Annotated in this window: 13 protein-coding genes and 1 pseudogene; 4 read left to right on the forward strand and 10 right to left on the reverse strand. The window is 70.2% G+C overall.

Annotated elements, in window-relative coordinates; genetic code table 11:
- The first annotated feature begins 17 nt into the window (after positions 1–17).
- Positions 18–1,694, forward strand: a pseudogene (locus tag E3T42_RS13990) (FAD-binding dehydrogenase).
- 116 nt (positions 1,695–1,810) lie between these two features.
- On the opposite strand, the gene E3T42_RS13995 reads toward E3T42_RS13990, so the two are convergent.
- The 4 genes from E3T42_RS13995 to gabT are packed head-to-tail and all read right to left on the reverse strand — an operon-like array spanning position 1,811 to position 7,415.
- Positions 1,811–3,196 (reverse strand): NAD(P)/FAD-dependent oxidoreductase, encoded by a 1,386-nt coding sequence (locus tag E3T42_RS13995; protein ID WP_338144976.1) that lies wholly within the window; start codon positions 3,194–3,196, stop codon positions 1,811–1,813.
- Positions 3,197–3,224: 28 nt separating this feature from the next.
- Positions 3,225–4,688, reverse strand: a complete 1,464-nt coding sequence (locus E3T42_RS14000; protein WP_160141033.1) for an NAD-dependent succinate-semialdehyde dehydrogenase — start codon at positions 4,686–4,688, stop codon at positions 3,225–3,227.
- Between the two features lie 58 nt (positions 4,689–4,746).
- On the reverse strand, positions 4,747–6,054 hold the full coding sequence (locus tag E3T42_RS14005) for a Glu/Leu/Phe/Val dehydrogenase (RefSeq protein WP_134366567.1): 1,308 nt from the start codon (positions 6,052–6,054) through the stop codon (positions 4,747–4,749).
- Positions 6,051–7,415 carry a 4-aminobutyrate--2-oxoglutarate transaminase gene (gene gabT / locus E3T42_RS14010; RefSeq protein WP_134366566.1) on the reverse strand — a complete coding sequence of 455 codons (1,365 nt, stop codon included), beginning with the start codon at positions 7,413–7,415 and terminating at the stop codon, positions 6,051–6,053. The genes E3T42_RS14005 and gabT overlap by 4 nt, the downstream gene beginning before the upstream one ends.
- A 147-nt stretch (positions 7,416–7,562) precedes the next feature.
- Here gabT and E3T42_RS14015 point away from each other — a divergent pair, with 147 nt between their 5' ends.
- Positions 7,563–9,152: a PucR family transcriptional regulator gene (locus E3T42_RS14015; RefSeq protein WP_134366565.1), complete on the forward strand. Its 1,590-nt coding sequence runs from the start codon at positions 7,563–7,565 to the stop codon at positions 9,150–9,152.
- A 61-nt stretch (positions 9,153–9,213) separates the two neighbouring features.
- Here the strand turns inward: E3T42_RS14015 and E3T42_RS14020 are convergent, their stop codons facing one another.
- A complete protein-coding gene (locus tag E3T42_RS14020; RefSeq protein ID WP_134366564.1) occupies positions 9,214–9,891 on the reverse strand; it encodes a hypothetical protein in 678 nt (225 codons plus the stop codon).
- 67 nt (positions 9,892–9,958) lie between these two features.
- On the opposite strand from E3T42_RS14020, the gene E3T42_RS14025 reads away from it, so the two are divergent.
- Both E3T42_RS14025 and E3T42_RS14030 read left to right on the forward strand, forming a co-directional pair.
- Complete coding sequence (locus tag E3T42_RS14025; RefSeq protein WP_241976163.1) at positions 9,959–10,834, forward strand: acyl-CoA thioesterase II; 876 nt, start codon at positions 9,959–9,961, stop codon at positions 10,832–10,834.
- A 6-nt stretch (positions 10,835–10,840) separates the two neighbouring features.
- Positions 10,841–11,254: a ubiquinol-cytochrome c reductase iron-sulfur subunit gene (locus E3T42_RS14030; protein WP_134366563.1), complete on the forward strand. Its 414-nt coding sequence runs from the start codon at positions 10,841–10,843 to the stop codon at positions 11,252–11,254.
- A 43-nt stretch (positions 11,255–11,297) separates the two neighbouring features.
- Here the strand turns inward: E3T42_RS14030 and E3T42_RS14035 are convergent, their stop codons facing one another.
- From E3T42_RS14035 to E3T42_RS14055, 5 genes are all read right to left on the reverse strand, one after another.
- The gene (locus E3T42_RS14035; protein ID WP_134403172.1) at positions 11,298–11,792 is read right to left on the reverse strand and encodes a thioesterase family protein; all 495 of its coding nucleotides are present in this window, start codon (positions 11,790–11,792) and stop codon (positions 11,298–11,300) included.
- An 8-nt stretch (positions 11,793–11,800) separates the two neighbouring features.
- Positions 11,801–13,483: an energy-dependent translational throttle protein EttA gene (gene ettA / locus E3T42_RS14040; RefSeq protein ID WP_134366561.1), complete on the reverse strand. Its 1,683-nt coding sequence runs from the start codon at positions 13,481–13,483 to the stop codon at positions 11,801–11,803.
- A 5-nt stretch (positions 13,484–13,488) separates the two neighbouring features.
- Entirely contained in the window at positions 13,489–14,067 is a 579-nt protein-coding gene (locus E3T42_RS14045) for a hypothetical protein (RefSeq protein ID WP_241976165.1), read from the reverse strand.
- Between the two features lie 113 nt (positions 14,068–14,180).
- Entirely contained in the window at positions 14,181–14,714 is a 534-nt protein-coding gene (locus tag E3T42_RS14050) for a single-stranded DNA-binding protein (protein ID WP_134366560.1), read from the reverse strand.
- A gap of 226 nt (positions 14,715–14,940) precedes the next feature.
- Entirely contained in the window at positions 14,941–15,354 is a 414-nt protein-coding gene (locus tag E3T42_RS14055; protein ID WP_134366559.1) for a DUF6855 family protein, read from the reverse strand.
- Between the last annotated feature and the right edge of the window lie 346 nt (positions 15,355–15,700).

The raw sequence follows: 15,700 nt of genomic DNA on the forward strand, positions 1-15,700 counted from the left end.
CTGACGATGGAGTCACGATGAACCCGGTTCCCCGTCGCGCCGCCCCGACCGAAGCCGATGTCATCGTCGTGGGCTCCGGCCTCGCCGGGCTCGTCGCGACGTGTGAGCTGCTGGATGCCGGCAAACGTGTCTTCCTGGTCGACCAGGAGGGCGCCGCGTCCATCGGCGGCCAGGCCTGGTGGTCGTTCGGCGGGCTCTTCCTGGTCGACTCCCCCGAGCAGCGCCGCCTCGGCGTTCACGACTCCCCCGAGCTCGCCCGCCAGGACTGGTTCGCGAGCGCCGGCTTCGACCGGGCCGAGGACTACTGGCCGACCCTGTGGGCGGATGCCTACCTCGACTTCGCCAGCGGCGAGAAACGTGCCTGGCTGCACGATCTGGGCATCCGGTTCTTCCCGGTCGTCGGCTGGGCCGAGCGCGGCGGGTACACGGCCCTCGAACACGGCAACTCGGTGCCGCGGTTCCACATCGTCTGGGGCACCGGCCCGGCACTCCTGACGCCCTTCATCACGCGGGTGAGGCAGGGCGTTCAGGCCGGCCAGGTGAGCGCACTGCATCGGCACCGGGTCGACGAGCTCCTCATCGAGGACGGCGGCGTGGTGGGCGTCCGCGGAGTGCGCCTCGCCGACGACGGCGCGGAACGCGGCACAGCGAGTTCACGCGACCCGGTGGGTGACTTCGAACTGCGGGCCTCGGCCGTGATCGTCACCAGCGGAGGCATCGGCGGCAACCACGACCTCGTGCGCGCCCAGTGGCCGACGCGCCTGGGCACGGCGCCGAAGAAGCTTCTCTCCGGCGTCCCGGCGCACGTCGACGGACGGATGCTCGGCATCAGCGAGCGGGGCGGCGCGCGCCTGATCAACGGGGACCGGATGTGGCACTACACCGAGGGGATCACGAACTGGGACCCGGTCTGGGCCGCCCACGGCATCCGTATCCTCCCCGGTCCGTCCTCCCTCTGGCTCGACGCCACCGGCGCACGACTGCCCGGGCCGCTCTTCCCCGGGTTCGACACCCTCGGCTCGCTGGAGTACATCCTCAAGACCGGACACGAGCACAGCTGGTTCGTGCTCACCCAGAAGATCATCCAGAAGGAATTCGCCCTCTCCGGCAGTGAGCAGAACCCCGACCTGACCGGCCGGAACCTGCCGTTGCTAGCGAAGAGGCTTCTCCCGGGCGCGCCGGGGCCGGTGGAGGCGTTCAAGGAGAAGGGCGTCGACTTCGTCGTCGCCGACACCCTGCACGACCTGCTGACCGGCATATAGCAGCGTGCACCTGAGGTGCGCCTGGACTTCACCAACGTCGAGCGGGAGATCCGCGCCCGGGACCGGGAACTCGACAACGGTTTCTCAAAGGATGCCCAGATCAACGCGATCCGGCAGGCGCGGCACTATCGGGGCGACCGTCTCATCCGCGTCGCCAGCCCGCACAAACTGCTCGACCCGAAGAACGGGCCCCTGATCGCGGTGAAGCTGCACATCCTCACCCGGAAGAGCCTCGGCGGCATCGAAACCGACCTGTCCGCCCGGGCCCTGGGCGCGGACGGCCAGCCGATCCCCGGCCTGTACGCGGCCGGGGAGGCCAGCGGGTTCGGCGGCGGCGGCATGCACGGCTACCGCTCGCTCGAGGGCACCTTCCTCGGCGGGTGCCTGTTCACGGGCCGCACCGCGGGTAGCGCGGTCGCCGCGGCGCTCTAGACGCAGCCCCGGCGTCGCGGCGCACCCTGTGCACGCGGGCGCAGGCTGGAGCATGCGCCCGCGCCCCGAAGGTGCGCCGCGAGACGGATGCCGGCAGCCGGCATCCGGCGGCGCGGCTAGAGTCCGGCTGCGACCAGGGCCGCCGTGTCGCGGCCCATCCGGATGGCGCCGTCGACGTGCTGGTACCCCTTGCCGGCCAGGTCGCTGCAGGAGAACGAGATCGGTCCCACCGGCGTGCGCAGGTCGGCGCCGTACCGGGCCAGCCCGCCCAGGTCGAAGCTGGCCGCGTAGGCACCGCGGGTCCATTCCTCGGTGCCCCAGTCGCTCTCGTAGTACACGACCGGCGTGAGCGCCTTCTCGCCGAAGTAGTGCGAAAGCGAGGTGAGGATGCGCTGCTTGCGTTCCTCCGCCGTGAGGGTGAAGACCTCGTCGGCCGCTTCGTCGGAGACGAATCCGACGAACGTGCCACGGGTGTCGCCGAAGTTCGTGTTGTCGTAGGCCTCGTGCACGAGCTCGTACGGGCTGAAGGCCGTGCCGGACAGGCCGTCCTCGCGCCAGAACGGGGTCTCGTAGACCGCGTGCACCTTGATCACAAAACCCATCGACAGGTGCTGGTGCAGCTGGTGCTGGCGGCGCGGAAGCGGGGGTTCGAACGAGATCCGGTTGTAGAGCACCGGTGGGACGGCCACGATCACGCGGCGCGCGTGCACCTCGAGCTGGTCGGTGACGGCCACGACGCCGTCCGCGTTCCAGCGCAGGGCGCGCACGGCCTGGCCGAGGAACACGTCGTCGCCGAGGCGCTCGGCGAGCAGGATCGGCACCTGCTGCAGGCCCCCGACGACGCGCTCGTCCAGGATGAAGTCGGCGTCGACGAGGTTGCTGAAGCTGCCGGCACTGGCCGCCATCAGCAGCGCCTGCAGGGTGGAGAACGCGTGGGCCGGCTTGGTCAGCATGGCACCGGCGATGAACATGCCGATGTTGTCGCGGGCCTCCTGGTCGGTGGTCTCCTGCTCCAGCCAGGCGCTGAAGGAGATCTCGTCGAGTTCCTTCGCCTGCGGGTGCGTCCACGGCCGGTCGGGGTCGGTTTCGGCGACGAGCCCGTCCAGCTTCTCGATCAGGCGCACGATCTCCCGCTCGGTGTCGGGAGAGACTGGGAAGATCTCGCCCTCGAACCGGGTGCGCTCGCCCGCCGCGTTGACGTAGACGCTCTCGCCGTCGCGGTACCGCGCGAAGGTCTCGAGGCCGAGCTCCGCGATGGTGTCCTTGAGCGCGTCCTGGTCGGGCGAGACCCACTGGCCGCCGATCTCGAGCATGGCGCCCTCGATGTCGTCGGTCCAGAGCCGGCCGCCGACGCGGTCGCGCGCTTCGAGCACGGCCACGGTGTGGCCGGCCTTCTGCAGCGCGGTCGCGGCGGTCAGGCCGGATGCGCCGGCGCCGATGATGACGATGTCACGTTCGATGATGGTCATTGTTGTTTCCCCTGGATGCTGGTGGTTGCTGATGCCGCGGATGGTGGGAGTCGATGAACGGTCAGGAGACCGGGATGAGCGTGTACTTGGTGGACAGGTACTCGTGGATTCCCTCGAGCCCGCCTTCCCGGCCGAGACCGGACTGTTTGACGCCGCCGAACGGGGCCGCGGCGTTGGAAACCAACCCCGTGTTCAACCCCATCATTCCAGTGTCCAGCTGGGCGATCATCCGCTGCCCGCGGGCCAGGTCCTGGGTGAAGACGTAGCTGACCAGCCCGTATTCGGTCGAGTTGGCCAAACGCACGGCCTCGGCCTCGTCGGTGAAGGTGACGATTCCCACGACGGGGCCGAAGATCTCTTCGCTCAGGATGGCGCTGCCCGGCGTGACGCCGGTCAGCACGGTCGGCTCGTAGAAGGAGCCGGGGCCGGCCGGGCGCACCCCGCCGGTGAGCAGGGTGGCGCCGTGGGCCAGCGCGTCCTTGACGAGCGCGTCGGTGCCGGCGACGGCGGCCTCGTTGACGAGGGGGCCGATGGTGACGCCGGACTCGGTGCCGCGGCCCATCTTCAGCGCGGTGACCCGGTCGGCCACGCGGCGGGCGAACTCGCCCGCCACCGACTCGTGCACGATGAACCGGTTGGCCGCGGTGCAGGCCTGGCCGATGTTGCGGAACTTCGCCAGCATGGCGCCCTCGACGGCCTTGTCCAGGTCCGCGTCCTCGAACACGACGAACGGGGCGTTGCCGCCCAGTTCCATCGAGGTGCGCAGCACCCCCTGGGCGGCCTGCACGATCAGCTTGCGGCCGACGGCGGTGGACCCGGTGAAGCTGAGCTTGCGCAGCCGGGGGTCGGCGATGATCGGCGCGGCCACGGTCGACGAGTCCGAGGTCGTGATCACGTTGACGACGCCGGCCGGGACGCCCGCGTCCTCGAGCAGTTGCACGAAGAACAGGGTGGTCAGCGGGGTCAGCTCGGCCGGCTTCACGACGACCGTGCAGCCGGCGGCGAGCGCCGGGGCGATCTTGCGGGTGGCCATGGCGAGCGGGAAGTTCCACGGCGTGATCAGCAGGCACGGGCCCACCGGCCGCTGGGACACGACCATGGAGCCGGTGCCCTCGGGGTTCAGCCCGTAGCGGCCGCTGATGCGCACGGCCTCCTCGCTGAACCAGCGCAGGAACTCCCCGCCGTAGGTGACTTCGCCGTTGGCCTCGGCGAGCGGCTTGCCCATCTCCATCGTCATCAGCAGGGCGAAGTCGTCGCGGCGCTCCTGCAGCAGGTCGAAGGCGCGGCGCAGGATCTCGGCCCGCACCCGCGGCGCGGTGGCCGCCCACGAGTCGGCCGCGGCGACGGCCGCGTCGAGGGCACGGATGCCGTCGGCGGCATCCGCGTTGGCGATCTGTTTGAGCACAACGCCCGTCGCCGGGTCGGTGACGTCGATCGGCTCGCCGCCGCCCTGCTGCCAGGCGCCGTCGATGTAGAGGCCGGCCGGGACGCGGGCGAGCAGTTCGGTTTCACGGGTGGACACGATGATTCTCTTTCCGATGCGATGCGGGTAATGCAGGAGGGGGGACGGTGCCGGACTGGGATCAGGGGTAGAGGCCGCGCAGCAGGTGCGCTTCCGCGACCCGTTCGACGGCGAGCACGGTGGCGGCGGCGCGCAGGGACAGGTCGCGGGCGGCGGCGTAGTCGACGACCTGGTGCCAGGCGGCGAGCATCCGTTCGGCCAGTTTGTGCTCGACCTCCGCGGCGTTCCACCAGTAGGCCTGGTTGCCCTGCACCCATTCGAAGTAGGAGACGATGACGCCGCCGGCGTTGGCGAGGATATCGGGCACAACGAGCTGCCCGTTGGCGGCGAAGATGGCGTCGGCCGCGGGCGAGGTGGGGCCGTTGGCACCCTCGACGATGACCCGCGCGGTGACGCGCGCCGCGTTGCCCTCGTGCAGCACGCCTTCGACGGCGGCCGGCACGAGCAGGTCGACGGGCAGTTCGAGCAGGGCGTCCCCGTCGATCGGTTCGGCCCCGGCGAAGCCGACGACCCTGCCGGTCGTGGCGACGTGCGCGCTGAGCCGTTCGAAGTCGAGGCCGGCGGCGTTGTACACGGCGCCGTACTGGTCGCTCACGGCCACCACGCGCACGCCGGCGTCGGTGAGGAAGACGGCGGCGTCGTGACCGACCTTGCCGAAGCCCTGCACCGCCGCGGTCGCCCCTTCGGGACGGATGCCGCGGTGCTTCAACGCCGCGATGGCCATGTGGGTAACGCCGCGCGAGGTGGCGCTGGCGCGGCCGTGGGAGCCGCCCAGGCTGATCGGCTTGCCGGTCACGATCCCGGGGACGGTGTAGCCGACGTTGACGGAGTAGGTGTCCATGATCCAGGCCATGGTGCGCTCGTCGGTGCCCATGTCGGGTGCCGGGATGTCCTTCTCCGGGCCGATGATGGGCAGGATCTCGCTGGTGTAGCGGCGGGTGACGCGTTCCAGTTCGGGCTGGGAGAACAGGCGGGGGTCGATGGTGACTCCGCCCTTGGCACCGCCGTACGGCACGTCCAGCAGGGCGCATTTCCAGGTCATCCACATGGCGAGGGCACGCACCTCGTCGAGGGTGACGTTCGGGCTGTAGCGCAGGCCGCCCTTCGCGGGGCCGCGGGACAGGTTGTGCTGCACCCGGTAGCCGGTGAAGAGGCGGGTGGTTCCGTCGTCGCGGCGGAGCGGCACGGCGACCGTCATCTCGCGCCGCGGGGTGGCGAGCAGGGAGTGCAGGCCGTCGCTGTAGCCGAGCACGCCGATGGCGGCGCGGAGCTGGGAGCGTGCGTCGTCGAGCGGGGTGGCCAGGGGGGTCGCCTGCGGGGTCGCCTGCGGCAGCGCCAGGGGCGCCGGCGCGGCCTCGAGCAGGCTCATGCGGCGGCCAGGGCGCTCGCGAGAACCTGCAGGCCCTCGACCAGGAGGGCGTCGGGGATGCTCAGCGGCGGCAGGAAGCGGATCACGTTGCCGTAGGTGCCGCAGGTGAGCAGGATGACTCCCTGCGCGTGGGCGGCGGACACGATGCGGCCGGTGAGGGCGGCATCCGGGTCGCCGGTGACCGGGTCGACGAGTTCGATCGCGATCATGGCACCGCGACCGCGTACGTCGCCGACGCGCTTGTCGACGGCCCGCAGTGCGTTCAGTCGACCGGTCATGATGACGCCGATGTCCCGCGCCCGCCGGGCCAGGTCGTCTTTCTCGTAGCTTTCCATGGTCGCGAGGGCCGCGGCGCAGGCGAGCGGGTTGCCGCCGTAGGTGCCGCCGATGCCGCCGACCTGGGGGGCGTCCATGATCTCGGCCCGGCCGGTGACGGCGGAGAGGGGCAGGCCGCCGGCGATGCCCTTGGCCATCACCATGATGTCCGGCACGATGCCTTCGTGCTCGCTCGCGAACATGTCGCCGGTGCGGGCGAAGCCGGTCTGCACCTCGTCGGCAATGAAGACGACCCCGTTGGCGCGGCACCACGCGACCAGGGTGGGCAGGAAGCCCGGGGCGGGAACGATGAAGCCGCCCTCGCCCTGGATCGGCTCGATGATCAGGGCCGCGAGGTTGTCCGCCCCGATCTGCTTCTCGATCTGGGAGATGGCGCGGGTGGCCGCGGCAACGCCGTCCAGGCCGCCGTCACGGTAGGGGTAGGACATCGGCGCGCGGTAGATCTCCGCGGCGAAGGGGCCGAAACCGTTCTTGTAGGGCTGGTTCTTGGCCGTCAGGCCCATGGTGAGCGTGGTGCGGCCGTGGTACGCGTGGTCGAAGGCGACGACGGCCTGCTTGCCGGTGTAGTGCCGGGCGATCTTGACCGCGTTCTCCACGGCCTCGGCGCCGGAGTTGAACAGCGCGCTGCGCTTGGGGTGGTCGCCGGGGGTGAGCCGGTTGAGCGTTTCGGCCACGGCGATGTAGGAGTCGTAGGGCGCGACGGTGAAGCAGGTGTGCGTGAACTGGGCGAGCTGGGCGGCGACGGCCGCGACCACCTCGGGGGCACTGTTGCCGATCCCGGTCACGGCGATGCCGCTGCCGAGGTCGATCAGGGAGTTGCCGTCCACGTCGACCAGCACGCCGCCGCCGGCGGCCACGATGTACACGGGCAGGGTGACGCCCACGCCGGCCGAGACGGCCTGCGCCTTGCGGGCGCTGAGTTCCTGCGACTTCGGACCGGGGATCGCCGTGACGAGGCGTCGCTCCTGCGGGAGGGAGGGTCCGCCGACGGGGGTTTCTTGGGCAAGGGATTCGACAATGGTCATGGCTGCTCCAGTTCTGGGACCGAGATGCATCGGCGCGCTGCCGGCGACGATGCCAATTGCCACACTCTATGGCGGCTCGCGGTGCGCCGGCACCCGCCATTCTGTACATTCCCATGGGAGTAATCCGCCATCTTGTACACTTGGTCCATGTCCCCGATCGCGGCCCCGCCGCTGCTGCCGCCCCTGCGCCGCCTGCTCGACCAGCCGGGTCTGCGGCTGCGCCTGCTCACACCCGAGGCATCGTTGCCGGCCCAGGCGCTGGAGCAGTCCGTGGAATGGGTGCACAGCTCCGACCTGGCCGACCCGACGCCGTTCCTCTCCGCCGGCCAGGTGCTGCTCACCACGGGCACTCAATTCGCCGCCGAGGGCACGACGGATGCCTTCTACGCCGAGTACGTGTCGCGGCTACGCGCCCGCGGCATCGCCGCCCTCGGCTTCGGCACCGAGGTCGTGCGCGACGGCACGCCCGATCCGCTGGTCGCCGCCTGCCTCGCCCACGGCCTGCCCCTGGTCGAGGTGCCCTACGGCACGCCCTTCATCGCGGTCGCCCGCGCGGCCGGCGACCTCGTCGCGGAGCTGCGCTACGCCCGGCACACCTGGGCGCTCGGAGCCCAGCGTGCGATCTCGCTCGCCGCCCTCCGGCCGGACGGCCTCAGCGCCACGCTCAGCGAACTGTCCCGGCAGCTGAACCACTGGGTGGCGCTGTTCGACGCGAGCGGCGCCCTCGACCGGGTCTTCCCGCGGGACACGTTCGCGGCCTCGGGCGGCGCGAACTCCCGGGGCTCCCTGGCCCGGGTGCAGCAGGAGGCCGCCCGGCTGCTGCACCGCGGGCAGCGGGCCAGCACCACCCTCGACGAGGGCGGCGAGACCCTGACCCTGCAGACGCTGGGCCGGCGGGACCAGCTCCGCGGCGTGCTGGCCCTCGGCGGTGCCACCGAACTCGACCAGGCAAGCCAGGAGGTGGTGACCAGCGTCATCGCGATGGCCGGGCTCGCGCTCGAGCAGAACAGTGCCCTGGACCGTGCCCGCGGCCACCTGCGCTCGGGCCTGCTGCACGCGCTCCTCGGCGGGGACGTGGAGCTCGCCCAGACCATCTCCCGCGAGATGTGGGGGCCGCTCCCCCACGAGCCGGTGCGGATCGCCATCGTCGAGCCCCTGCCCGAACGCCTGGACGCCCTGACCGAGTTCCTCGAGCTGCGCGTGGAGGAACGACCCGGGCAGCTCTTCTTCGCCCGCGAGGGCAGGTCGGTCATGCTCTGCGTCGACCAGACCGGCGGTCCGCTCCTCGACGAGCTGGTGAGCTTCGGGCTGCACGTCGGGGTGTCCGACCACGGCGGCTACCCGTCACTGCAGCATCTGGTCGCCCAGGCCCGGCAATCGCTCGAGCGATCCAACGAGGGCGCCCCCGGAATCGTCGAGTTCGAGGTCATCTCCCGGCAGGGGGTGCTGGCGTTCCTGGCCCGCACGGATGCCTCCGAAGTCGGCCGCGCCACCCTCCGGCCGCTCTCCGACCACGATGCCGCGCACGGCACGGCGCTGCTGGGGACCCTCCGGGCATGGCTCGAGCAGAACGGCCAGTTCGGCCCGGCCGCGGCCGAACTGGGGGTGCACCGCCACACCGTGCGTGGCCGGATCGACCAGGCCGAGGCTCTGCTCGGCCGGGACCTCGGCACGTTCCACGCGCGGGCCGACCTCTGGGCGGCCCTGCTGGCCGCCGGGGACGCCCCACTCGGGTAGGCGGACTCGGGTAGGCGGACTCGGTGAGGCGGACTCGGTGAGGCGGACTCGGTGAGGCGGATCAGGCCTGGAGCGACCAGGACTTGCGGCGCACCAGGATGTGGCCGCGGCTCGTGCTCATCCGGGTCCACAGGCCCGTCTCGTACAGGCGCACGGGTTCGTCCTTCGCCAGGAAGCCGAGGCTGACGGCGGCGAAGGCGGCGCCGGACGGCACGATCTCCAGGCCGGGGATCGGGCGGCTCCAGACCTCGGACCGCACCCGCTGCACGATCTGCGCGCCGGTCCCGGACGGGATGACCGCGGCGACTTCTTCGATGCCGGTCTTCGCGGCACCCTCGAGCAGCGCGGCATCCGTCTGGCCCAGCAGGGTCCAGCCGCCCGTGGGCGGCGAGATCCCGGCCCACGTCACCGTGGTCACCTCGAGCGGCACCGTCACGGTCACCGCAGCCTCCGGCTCCGACACCGCCGCGGTCAGCCGGGCGAGCCGGTCGAGGAGGGAGCGCACGGGCACCACCGCGTCGAGGTCGACCGGGGCGGTGAGCGCGAACGTGCGCAGGCCCAGCACGGTCGGGCTGGAGTCCAGCAGGCCGCGGGGATAGAGGATGGCGGTGTAGACGGCGAGCACGCCCGCAGCCTGGATCAGGCGCACGGAACCGTCCTCCACCCGGCCGGCACGGGAGAGGTACACCTGAAGATCGCGAAGGGACAGGGAGTCTGGGAGAGAAAATGACTTGCTCATCTACTCCTAAACTACCAAGTACGCGCGGGGCCGTCCGGACCCTGCGTCGCCCGCCTGAGGAGGCCGCATGGATATCCAAATGGAAGGTCTCCTGACCGCTCTCGACCTCACGGACACGGGAGCCCGCACCAGCGAAGACATCTTCACCGGCCCGTCGCAGTGGATGCCGCTCGGCCGCGTCTTCGGCGGACAGGTGCTCGCCCAGTCCCTCGTCGCCGCGATGAGGACCGTGCCGGACGACCGGCACGTGCACTCCATGCACGGCTACTTCCTGCGCCCCGGCGACGTGGGCCAGCCGATCACCTTTTCTGTGGACCGCATCCACGACGGCCGTTCCTTCTCCACCCGCCGCACACAGGCCTACCAGGACGGGCACCCGATCCTGTCGATGATCGCGTCCTTCCAGGACGTGGACGAGGGGCTCGAACACCACATCGAGATGCCCTCCGACCTCCCCGCTCCGGAATCCCTCCCGACCGCCGCGGAATCGCTCGCGCAGGTCGACCACTCGATCGCCCGGTACTGGGCCAGTGAGCGCCCCTTCGACATGCGGCACGTTCCCTCGCCGATCTACCTCACGGTGAACGGCGAGCACACGTCCCGCCAGGCCGTGTGGATGAAGACCCTCGGGCCGCTCCCCGACGACCCCGACCTGCACCGGGCGGCGCTGGCCTACGCGAGCGACTACTCGATCATGGAGCCCATCATGCGGCGGCACGGCATCGCCTGGGCCACGCCGGGGCTCAAGGTCGCCAGCCTCGACCACGCGATGTGGTTCCACCGCTTCGGCCGGGCCGACGAGTGGATGCTGTACGTGCAGGATTCCCCGACCGCCCAGGGCGGACGCGGGCTCTCCACCGGCAGCATCTTCAGCCGGTCCGGCCTGCTCCTGGCGACGGTCGCCCAGGAGGGCATGCTGCGCGTGCCCACCAACGCGGAGTAGACCGATATGACGAAGCCCACCGACATCTCCCGCCGCAGCGCGATCCTGCTCGGCACCGCCGGAACAGCGGTGGCCCTGGTCGGCTGCAGCACCGGCTCCCCCGATTCGGGCGGGGCGGGCTCCGGCGGGCCGGTCGAGGTCGCCAAGCTGGCCGACATTCCCGTGGGCGGCTCGATCGTGGCCGAACTGAACGGCAAGCCGATCATGCTCAGCCAGCCGACCGAGGGCACCGTGGTCGGGTTCAGCGCCATCTGCACCCACCAGGGCTGCGTCGTCAAACCCCTGGACAAGAAATTCGACTGCCCCTGCCACGGGTCCAAATTCGACGCGGCCACCGGCGAGGTCCTCGCCGGACCGGCGACGACCGCGCTTGCATCCGTGAAGGTCACCGTCACCGACGACACCGTCTCCGCGGGCTGATTGCCTCTGCCGGCTGAACCACCCCGTCGGCGAAGCCCGGGCCTCAGGCCTCCGGCAGGGACGCGCGCCGGGTGAACCTGATCGGCTCGTCCACGTAGGGCGCCCAGGCGGCTCGTTCGACCTCGTTGATCTTGCGCGGGCGCTCGGTCACGGCATCGACGAGCACGATCGTGGTGCTCGCCTGGGCGTACAGCTTCGCCGGCTCGACGCCGACCGGGCTCCAGACCTCGTAGCAGACCTCGAGGCTGGCGCCGCCGAGCTTGCCCAGCCACAGACGGATGTCCACGGGCTGTCTCAGGTACGGGATCGGCGCGAGGTACTCGGCTTCCAGTCGCGCGATGAGAGTCAGCGTCGCCGCCCCCGGCCGCCCGTCCAGCACCGCGGTGCCGCCTTCGGCCCCGGGGCCGGTGCCGTCCTCGTCCGGCCAGAACGCCTGGATCCGCGCATCCTCCAGGAGGCGCAGCATCTCGGCGTTGTTGACGTGGCCGTACGCGTCAAGGTCTGACCAGCGCAGCCGGACGGGAACGTGCAGCTTCATCCGGGGTCCTAGTCGCGCGTGAGCTTGCGGTACGCGGAACGGTGCGGCTTGGCGGCATCCGGGCCGAGCCGAGCGATCTTGTTCTGTTCGTACGATTCGAAGTTGCCCTCGAACCAGTACCAGTTGGCCGGGTCTTCGTCGGTGCCCTCATACGAGAGGATGTGGGTCGCGATCCGGTCGAGGAACCACCGGTCGTGAGTGATCACCACGGCGCAGCCGGGGAATTCGAGCAGCGCGTTCTCGAGCGAGCCGAGCGTTTCGACGTCCAGGTCGTTAGTGGGCTCGTCGAGCAGCAGCAGGTTGCCGCCCTGCTTGAGGGTGAGCGCCAGGTTCAGGCGGTTGCGCTCTCCACCGGAGAGCACGCCGGCCTTCTTCTGCTGGTCCGGACCCTTGAACCCGAACGTGGAGACGTAGGCGCGGGACGGGATCTCGGTCTTGCCGACCTGGATGTAGTCCTGGCCGTCGGAGACGACCTCCCACAGCGACTTGTTCGGGTCGATGCCGCTTCGGCTCTGGTCGACGTAGGAGATGTCGACGGTCTCGCCGATCTTCAGTTCGCCCTGGTCGAGGGGTTCAAGGCCGACGATGGTCTTGAACAGGGTGGTCTTTCCCACGCCGTTCGGGCCGATGATGCCGACGATGCCGTTGCGCGGGAGGGTGAAGGAGAGGTCCTCGATCAGGACCCGGTCCCCGAAGCCCTTCTTGACCTTCTTGGCGTCGATGACCTGGGCGCCAAGGCGCGGTCCGACGGGAATCTGGATCTCTTCGAAGTCGAGCTTGCGGGTGCTCTCGGCAGCCGCCGCCATCTCTTCGTAACGGGCGAGGCGCGCCTTGGACTTCGCCTGACGGCCCTTCGCGTTCGAGCGCACCCACTCGAGCTCGTCCGCGAGGCGCTTGGCCATCTTCGCGTCCTTCTTGCCCGCGATCAGCAGTCGTTCCTGCTTCTTCTCGAGGTAGGTCGAGTAGTTGCCCTCGTAGGGGTACAGGTGGCCGCGGTCCACTTCGGCGATCCACTCGGCCACGTGGTCGAGGAAGTACCGGTCGTGGGTGACGGCGAGGACTGCGCCGGGGTACTGGGCGAGGTGCTGCTCCAGCCAGAGCACGCTCTCGGCGTCGAGGTGGTTAGTGGGCTCGTCGAGGAGGAGCAGGTCGGGCTTCTGCAGCAGCAGCTTGGTCAGCGCCACGCGGCGCTTCTCACCACCGGAGAGGTCCGCGACGGCGTAGTCTCCCGGCGGGGTGCGGAGGGCGTCCATCGCCTGCTCGAGCTGGGAGTCGAGGTCCCACGCGTCGGCCGCGTCGATGGCTTCCTGCAGGGTGCCCATCTCCGCCAGCAGGGCGTCGAAGTCCGCGTCGGGTTCGGCGAGGGCGAGGCTGATTTCGTTGAACCGGTCGACCTTGGCCTTGATCGGGCCGACGCCTTCCTGCACGTTCTCGAGGACGGTCTTGGTCTCGTCGAGTTCGGGCTCCTGCATCAGGATGCCGACCGTGTAGCCGGGTGAGAGCTTCGCCTCGCCGTTGCTGGGGGTGTCCAGTCCGGCCATGATCTTGAGGATCGTGGACTTTCCCGCGCCGTTCGGCCCCACGATTCCGATTTTGGCGCCGGGGAAGAATGACATGGTGACGTCGTCGAGGATGAGCTTGTCGCCCACCGCCTTGCGAGCGCGGACCATCGTGTAGATAAATTCAGCCATAGTGCTTACCAGTCTATTTGGCGCGTGACCCCGACCAGACACGTTCCCGAACCCAGCACCGGCAGGACGGCGCCGTGATAGCCGCCGGTGGCCGGACCGTTCTGTCCGATCAGGCACTCTTCGCCCATGCGCACGGCGAACTGGATCGAGTCCGCGGCGAGCTCGGCGCTGGTGTCGTCGAAGGTGACGGACATCTGGGCCTTGTCGAAGCCGCCCCGGGCGAGCGCGTCGATGAACGCGCGCCCGCCGGCGCCGGAATCGGCGGCCACGACCGCGGCTGCGACGGCGTCGAAATAGTCGAGGTTGGCCGCGGCGTCGAGCTCGGGCCGCAGCACGGGGCCGGCCACCGGCGCCGCACTTGGGGACGGGGTGGCGTTCTCCGACGGGCTCGCCGAGGGCGCCGATGTCCGAGCCGGAGTCGGTCCCGGCGACGTGGCGGAGCACCCGACGAGGCCGAGACCCGCGATCACGCTGAGCACCGTAATCAGCCCGACCTGGCCCGTCCGGTGTCGGATCCGGGTGCCGGTGCCGGTGGGGGTGCCGGTTCGATGGAGCCTGGGTCCCATCCTCTGTGAAGCCGGCACGCTGCATCCTCCCGAGACCGCGGCGCGGTCAGCCCTCCGAGTCTGCCAGATGCCAGCCGGCCAAGCTGCGAGTCGGCCCAGCCTCGAGCCGGACCGAGAAGCGCGTCGCCCGGCTACGTCTCCAGGCTCACCAGGGTGGCGCTGCCGGCCGGCAGGAACCCGTCGGAATCCTGATCCGGCCGGCTCAGCGGGCCCGGCTGGCTCAACTCGACGGGCTCCTCCGACTGGACCTCAGCCGAACCTGCGGAATCTGCGGTCTCGGCCGACGGATCGAGCTGACGTTCCGGGGACGCCACCGTGCGCCGGGCGATCGTGGTGCACCAGGCGAGGTCGTGCCCGACGGAATCGGCCTCCACCTCCACCGAGGTGCCGTTGCGGTCGGCGTTCTCCCAGGCCCGGATGCGCAGACGCCCGATCACGACGACGTGCTGCCCTTTCTGCACCGAATCCACCACGTTGTGGGCGAGTTGGCGAAACGCCGAGACCGAATACCAGTTGGTGTCGGCATCCACCCAGGCCTGCTTGGTGCGGTCGAATCGGCGCTGGCCGGACGCCAGCCGGAAAGAGGTGATGGCCAGCCCTGAACTGGTCACGAGGTGGCGCGGCGAGGTCGCCACGATTCCGGTCACGGTGATGGTGTCGCTCATGATCTTCTCCCTGCACGCGGTCGTGCGCCGGGCGGATGACCCGGTGCATGCGAGCTGGGACGACGGCTCGTGCCTGTCTCCGCCGCCCCAGCTCGCACAGTCCGAGTGTGCGATGGCGGGCGCACCACTGGTCGGCCGGCCGCGCTTATGTGGAGAACGCACGGTGCGTGGAATTGGGGAGGGACGACACCCGAATCCAGGTCTCGTACGGCCGGGCGCGGTCGCGTCAACTCTGTGGGATGGCGCGCACCCTGTTGTTGCGTGCCTCGTGGGTGAGTTCCACGAGGCCCAGAGCCTCGAGCAGGGGCGGGAGGTACATGCCGAATCTGCCCCGATACCCTTTGCGCAGGCCGTACCAGCCCCCGACCGGGTTGCTCTCGGCTCGCCCCCATGCCTCGACCGTGCCCTCGGCGGCCGGCTTCGTTTCGTCAGCGGCCCCGAGCGCGACCCAGTCTCCGCGTTCACGCAACCAGGCGGTCAGATCGACGATCGCGCTCACGCGGTACTTCAGCGTCGTCGCCCCCACCTGGCACACGACGGCCGGTGGGTCACCCTGCTCGTCCCGGTACATCGTGTACCGCGACGTACCGGGGGCGGTCCCCAACTGCCACGGGTCGTCCTCGGTTCCACTTCCAGTCACCCTGGCTCATTCATACTCCACAACCCCGCGATGGGTCAGGTTCGCGTTCCCAGAACCGTGAACCGAAGTCCGTGTGCGGATGAATCAATCCCTCCACATTCCACTGTTGATCAGGTTATCCACAGGGCACGGCACGGCGGGCGGATGCCGCGGGCAATGTCAGTGGGTACCCGTAACGTGATCCTCATGAAGCCCTCGTTCATCGAACAGCAGGAGACACGCGGTGAGTACTTCGACGCCATCCGCGAGGCGCACGGCAAGCTGGCCCAGGACGCCGCCGCACTGGCAGACCTCATCGACGAGGCCCACCGATTCGCGACGGGGACCGCGGATACCGCGCCGCGGG

Origin of the sequence: Cryobacterium sp. TMT4-10, assembly GCF_004403275.1 — a bacterium.
In the GTDB taxonomy this organism is placed as follows: domain Bacteria; phylum Actinomycetota; class Actinomycetes; order Actinomycetales; family Microbacteriaceae; genus Cryobacterium; species Cryobacterium shii.

Coding starts and splice junctions, on each gene's coding strand:
- E3T42_RS14005 (WP_134366567.1), bottom strand. CDS start 6,054: ATGAGCCTGCTCGAGGCCGCGCCGGCGCCCCTGGCGCTGCCGCAGGCG.
- gabT (WP_134366566.1), bottom strand. CDS start 7,415: ATGACCATTGTCGAATCCCTTGCCCAAGAAACCCCCGTCGGCGGACCC.
- E3T42_RS14015 (WP_134366565.1), top strand. CDS start 7,563: ATGTCCCCGATCGCGGCCCCGCCGCTGCTGCCGCCCCTGCGCCGCCTG.
- E3T42_RS14020 (WP_134366564.1), bottom strand. CDS start 9,891: ATGAGCAAGTCATTTTCTCTCCCAGACTCCCTGTCCCTTCGCGATCTT.
- E3T42_RS14025 (WP_241976163.1), top strand. CDS start 9,959: ATGGATATCCAAATGGAAGGTCTCCTGACCGCTCTCGACCTCACGGAC.
- E3T42_RS14030 (WP_134366563.1), top strand. CDS start 10,841: ATGACGAAGCCCACCGACATCTCCCGCCGCAGCGCGATCCTGCTCGGC.
- E3T42_RS14035 (WP_134403172.1), bottom strand. CDS start 11,792: ATGAAGCTGCACGTTCCCGTCCGGCTGCGCTGGTCAGACCTTGACGCG.
- ettA (WP_134366561.1), bottom strand. CDS start 13,483: ATGGCTGAATTTATCTACACGATGGTCCGCGCTCGCAAGGCGGTGGGC.
- E3T42_RS14050 (WP_134366560.1), bottom strand. CDS start 14,714: ATGAGCGACACCATCACCGTGACCGGAATCGTGGCGACCTCGCCGCGC.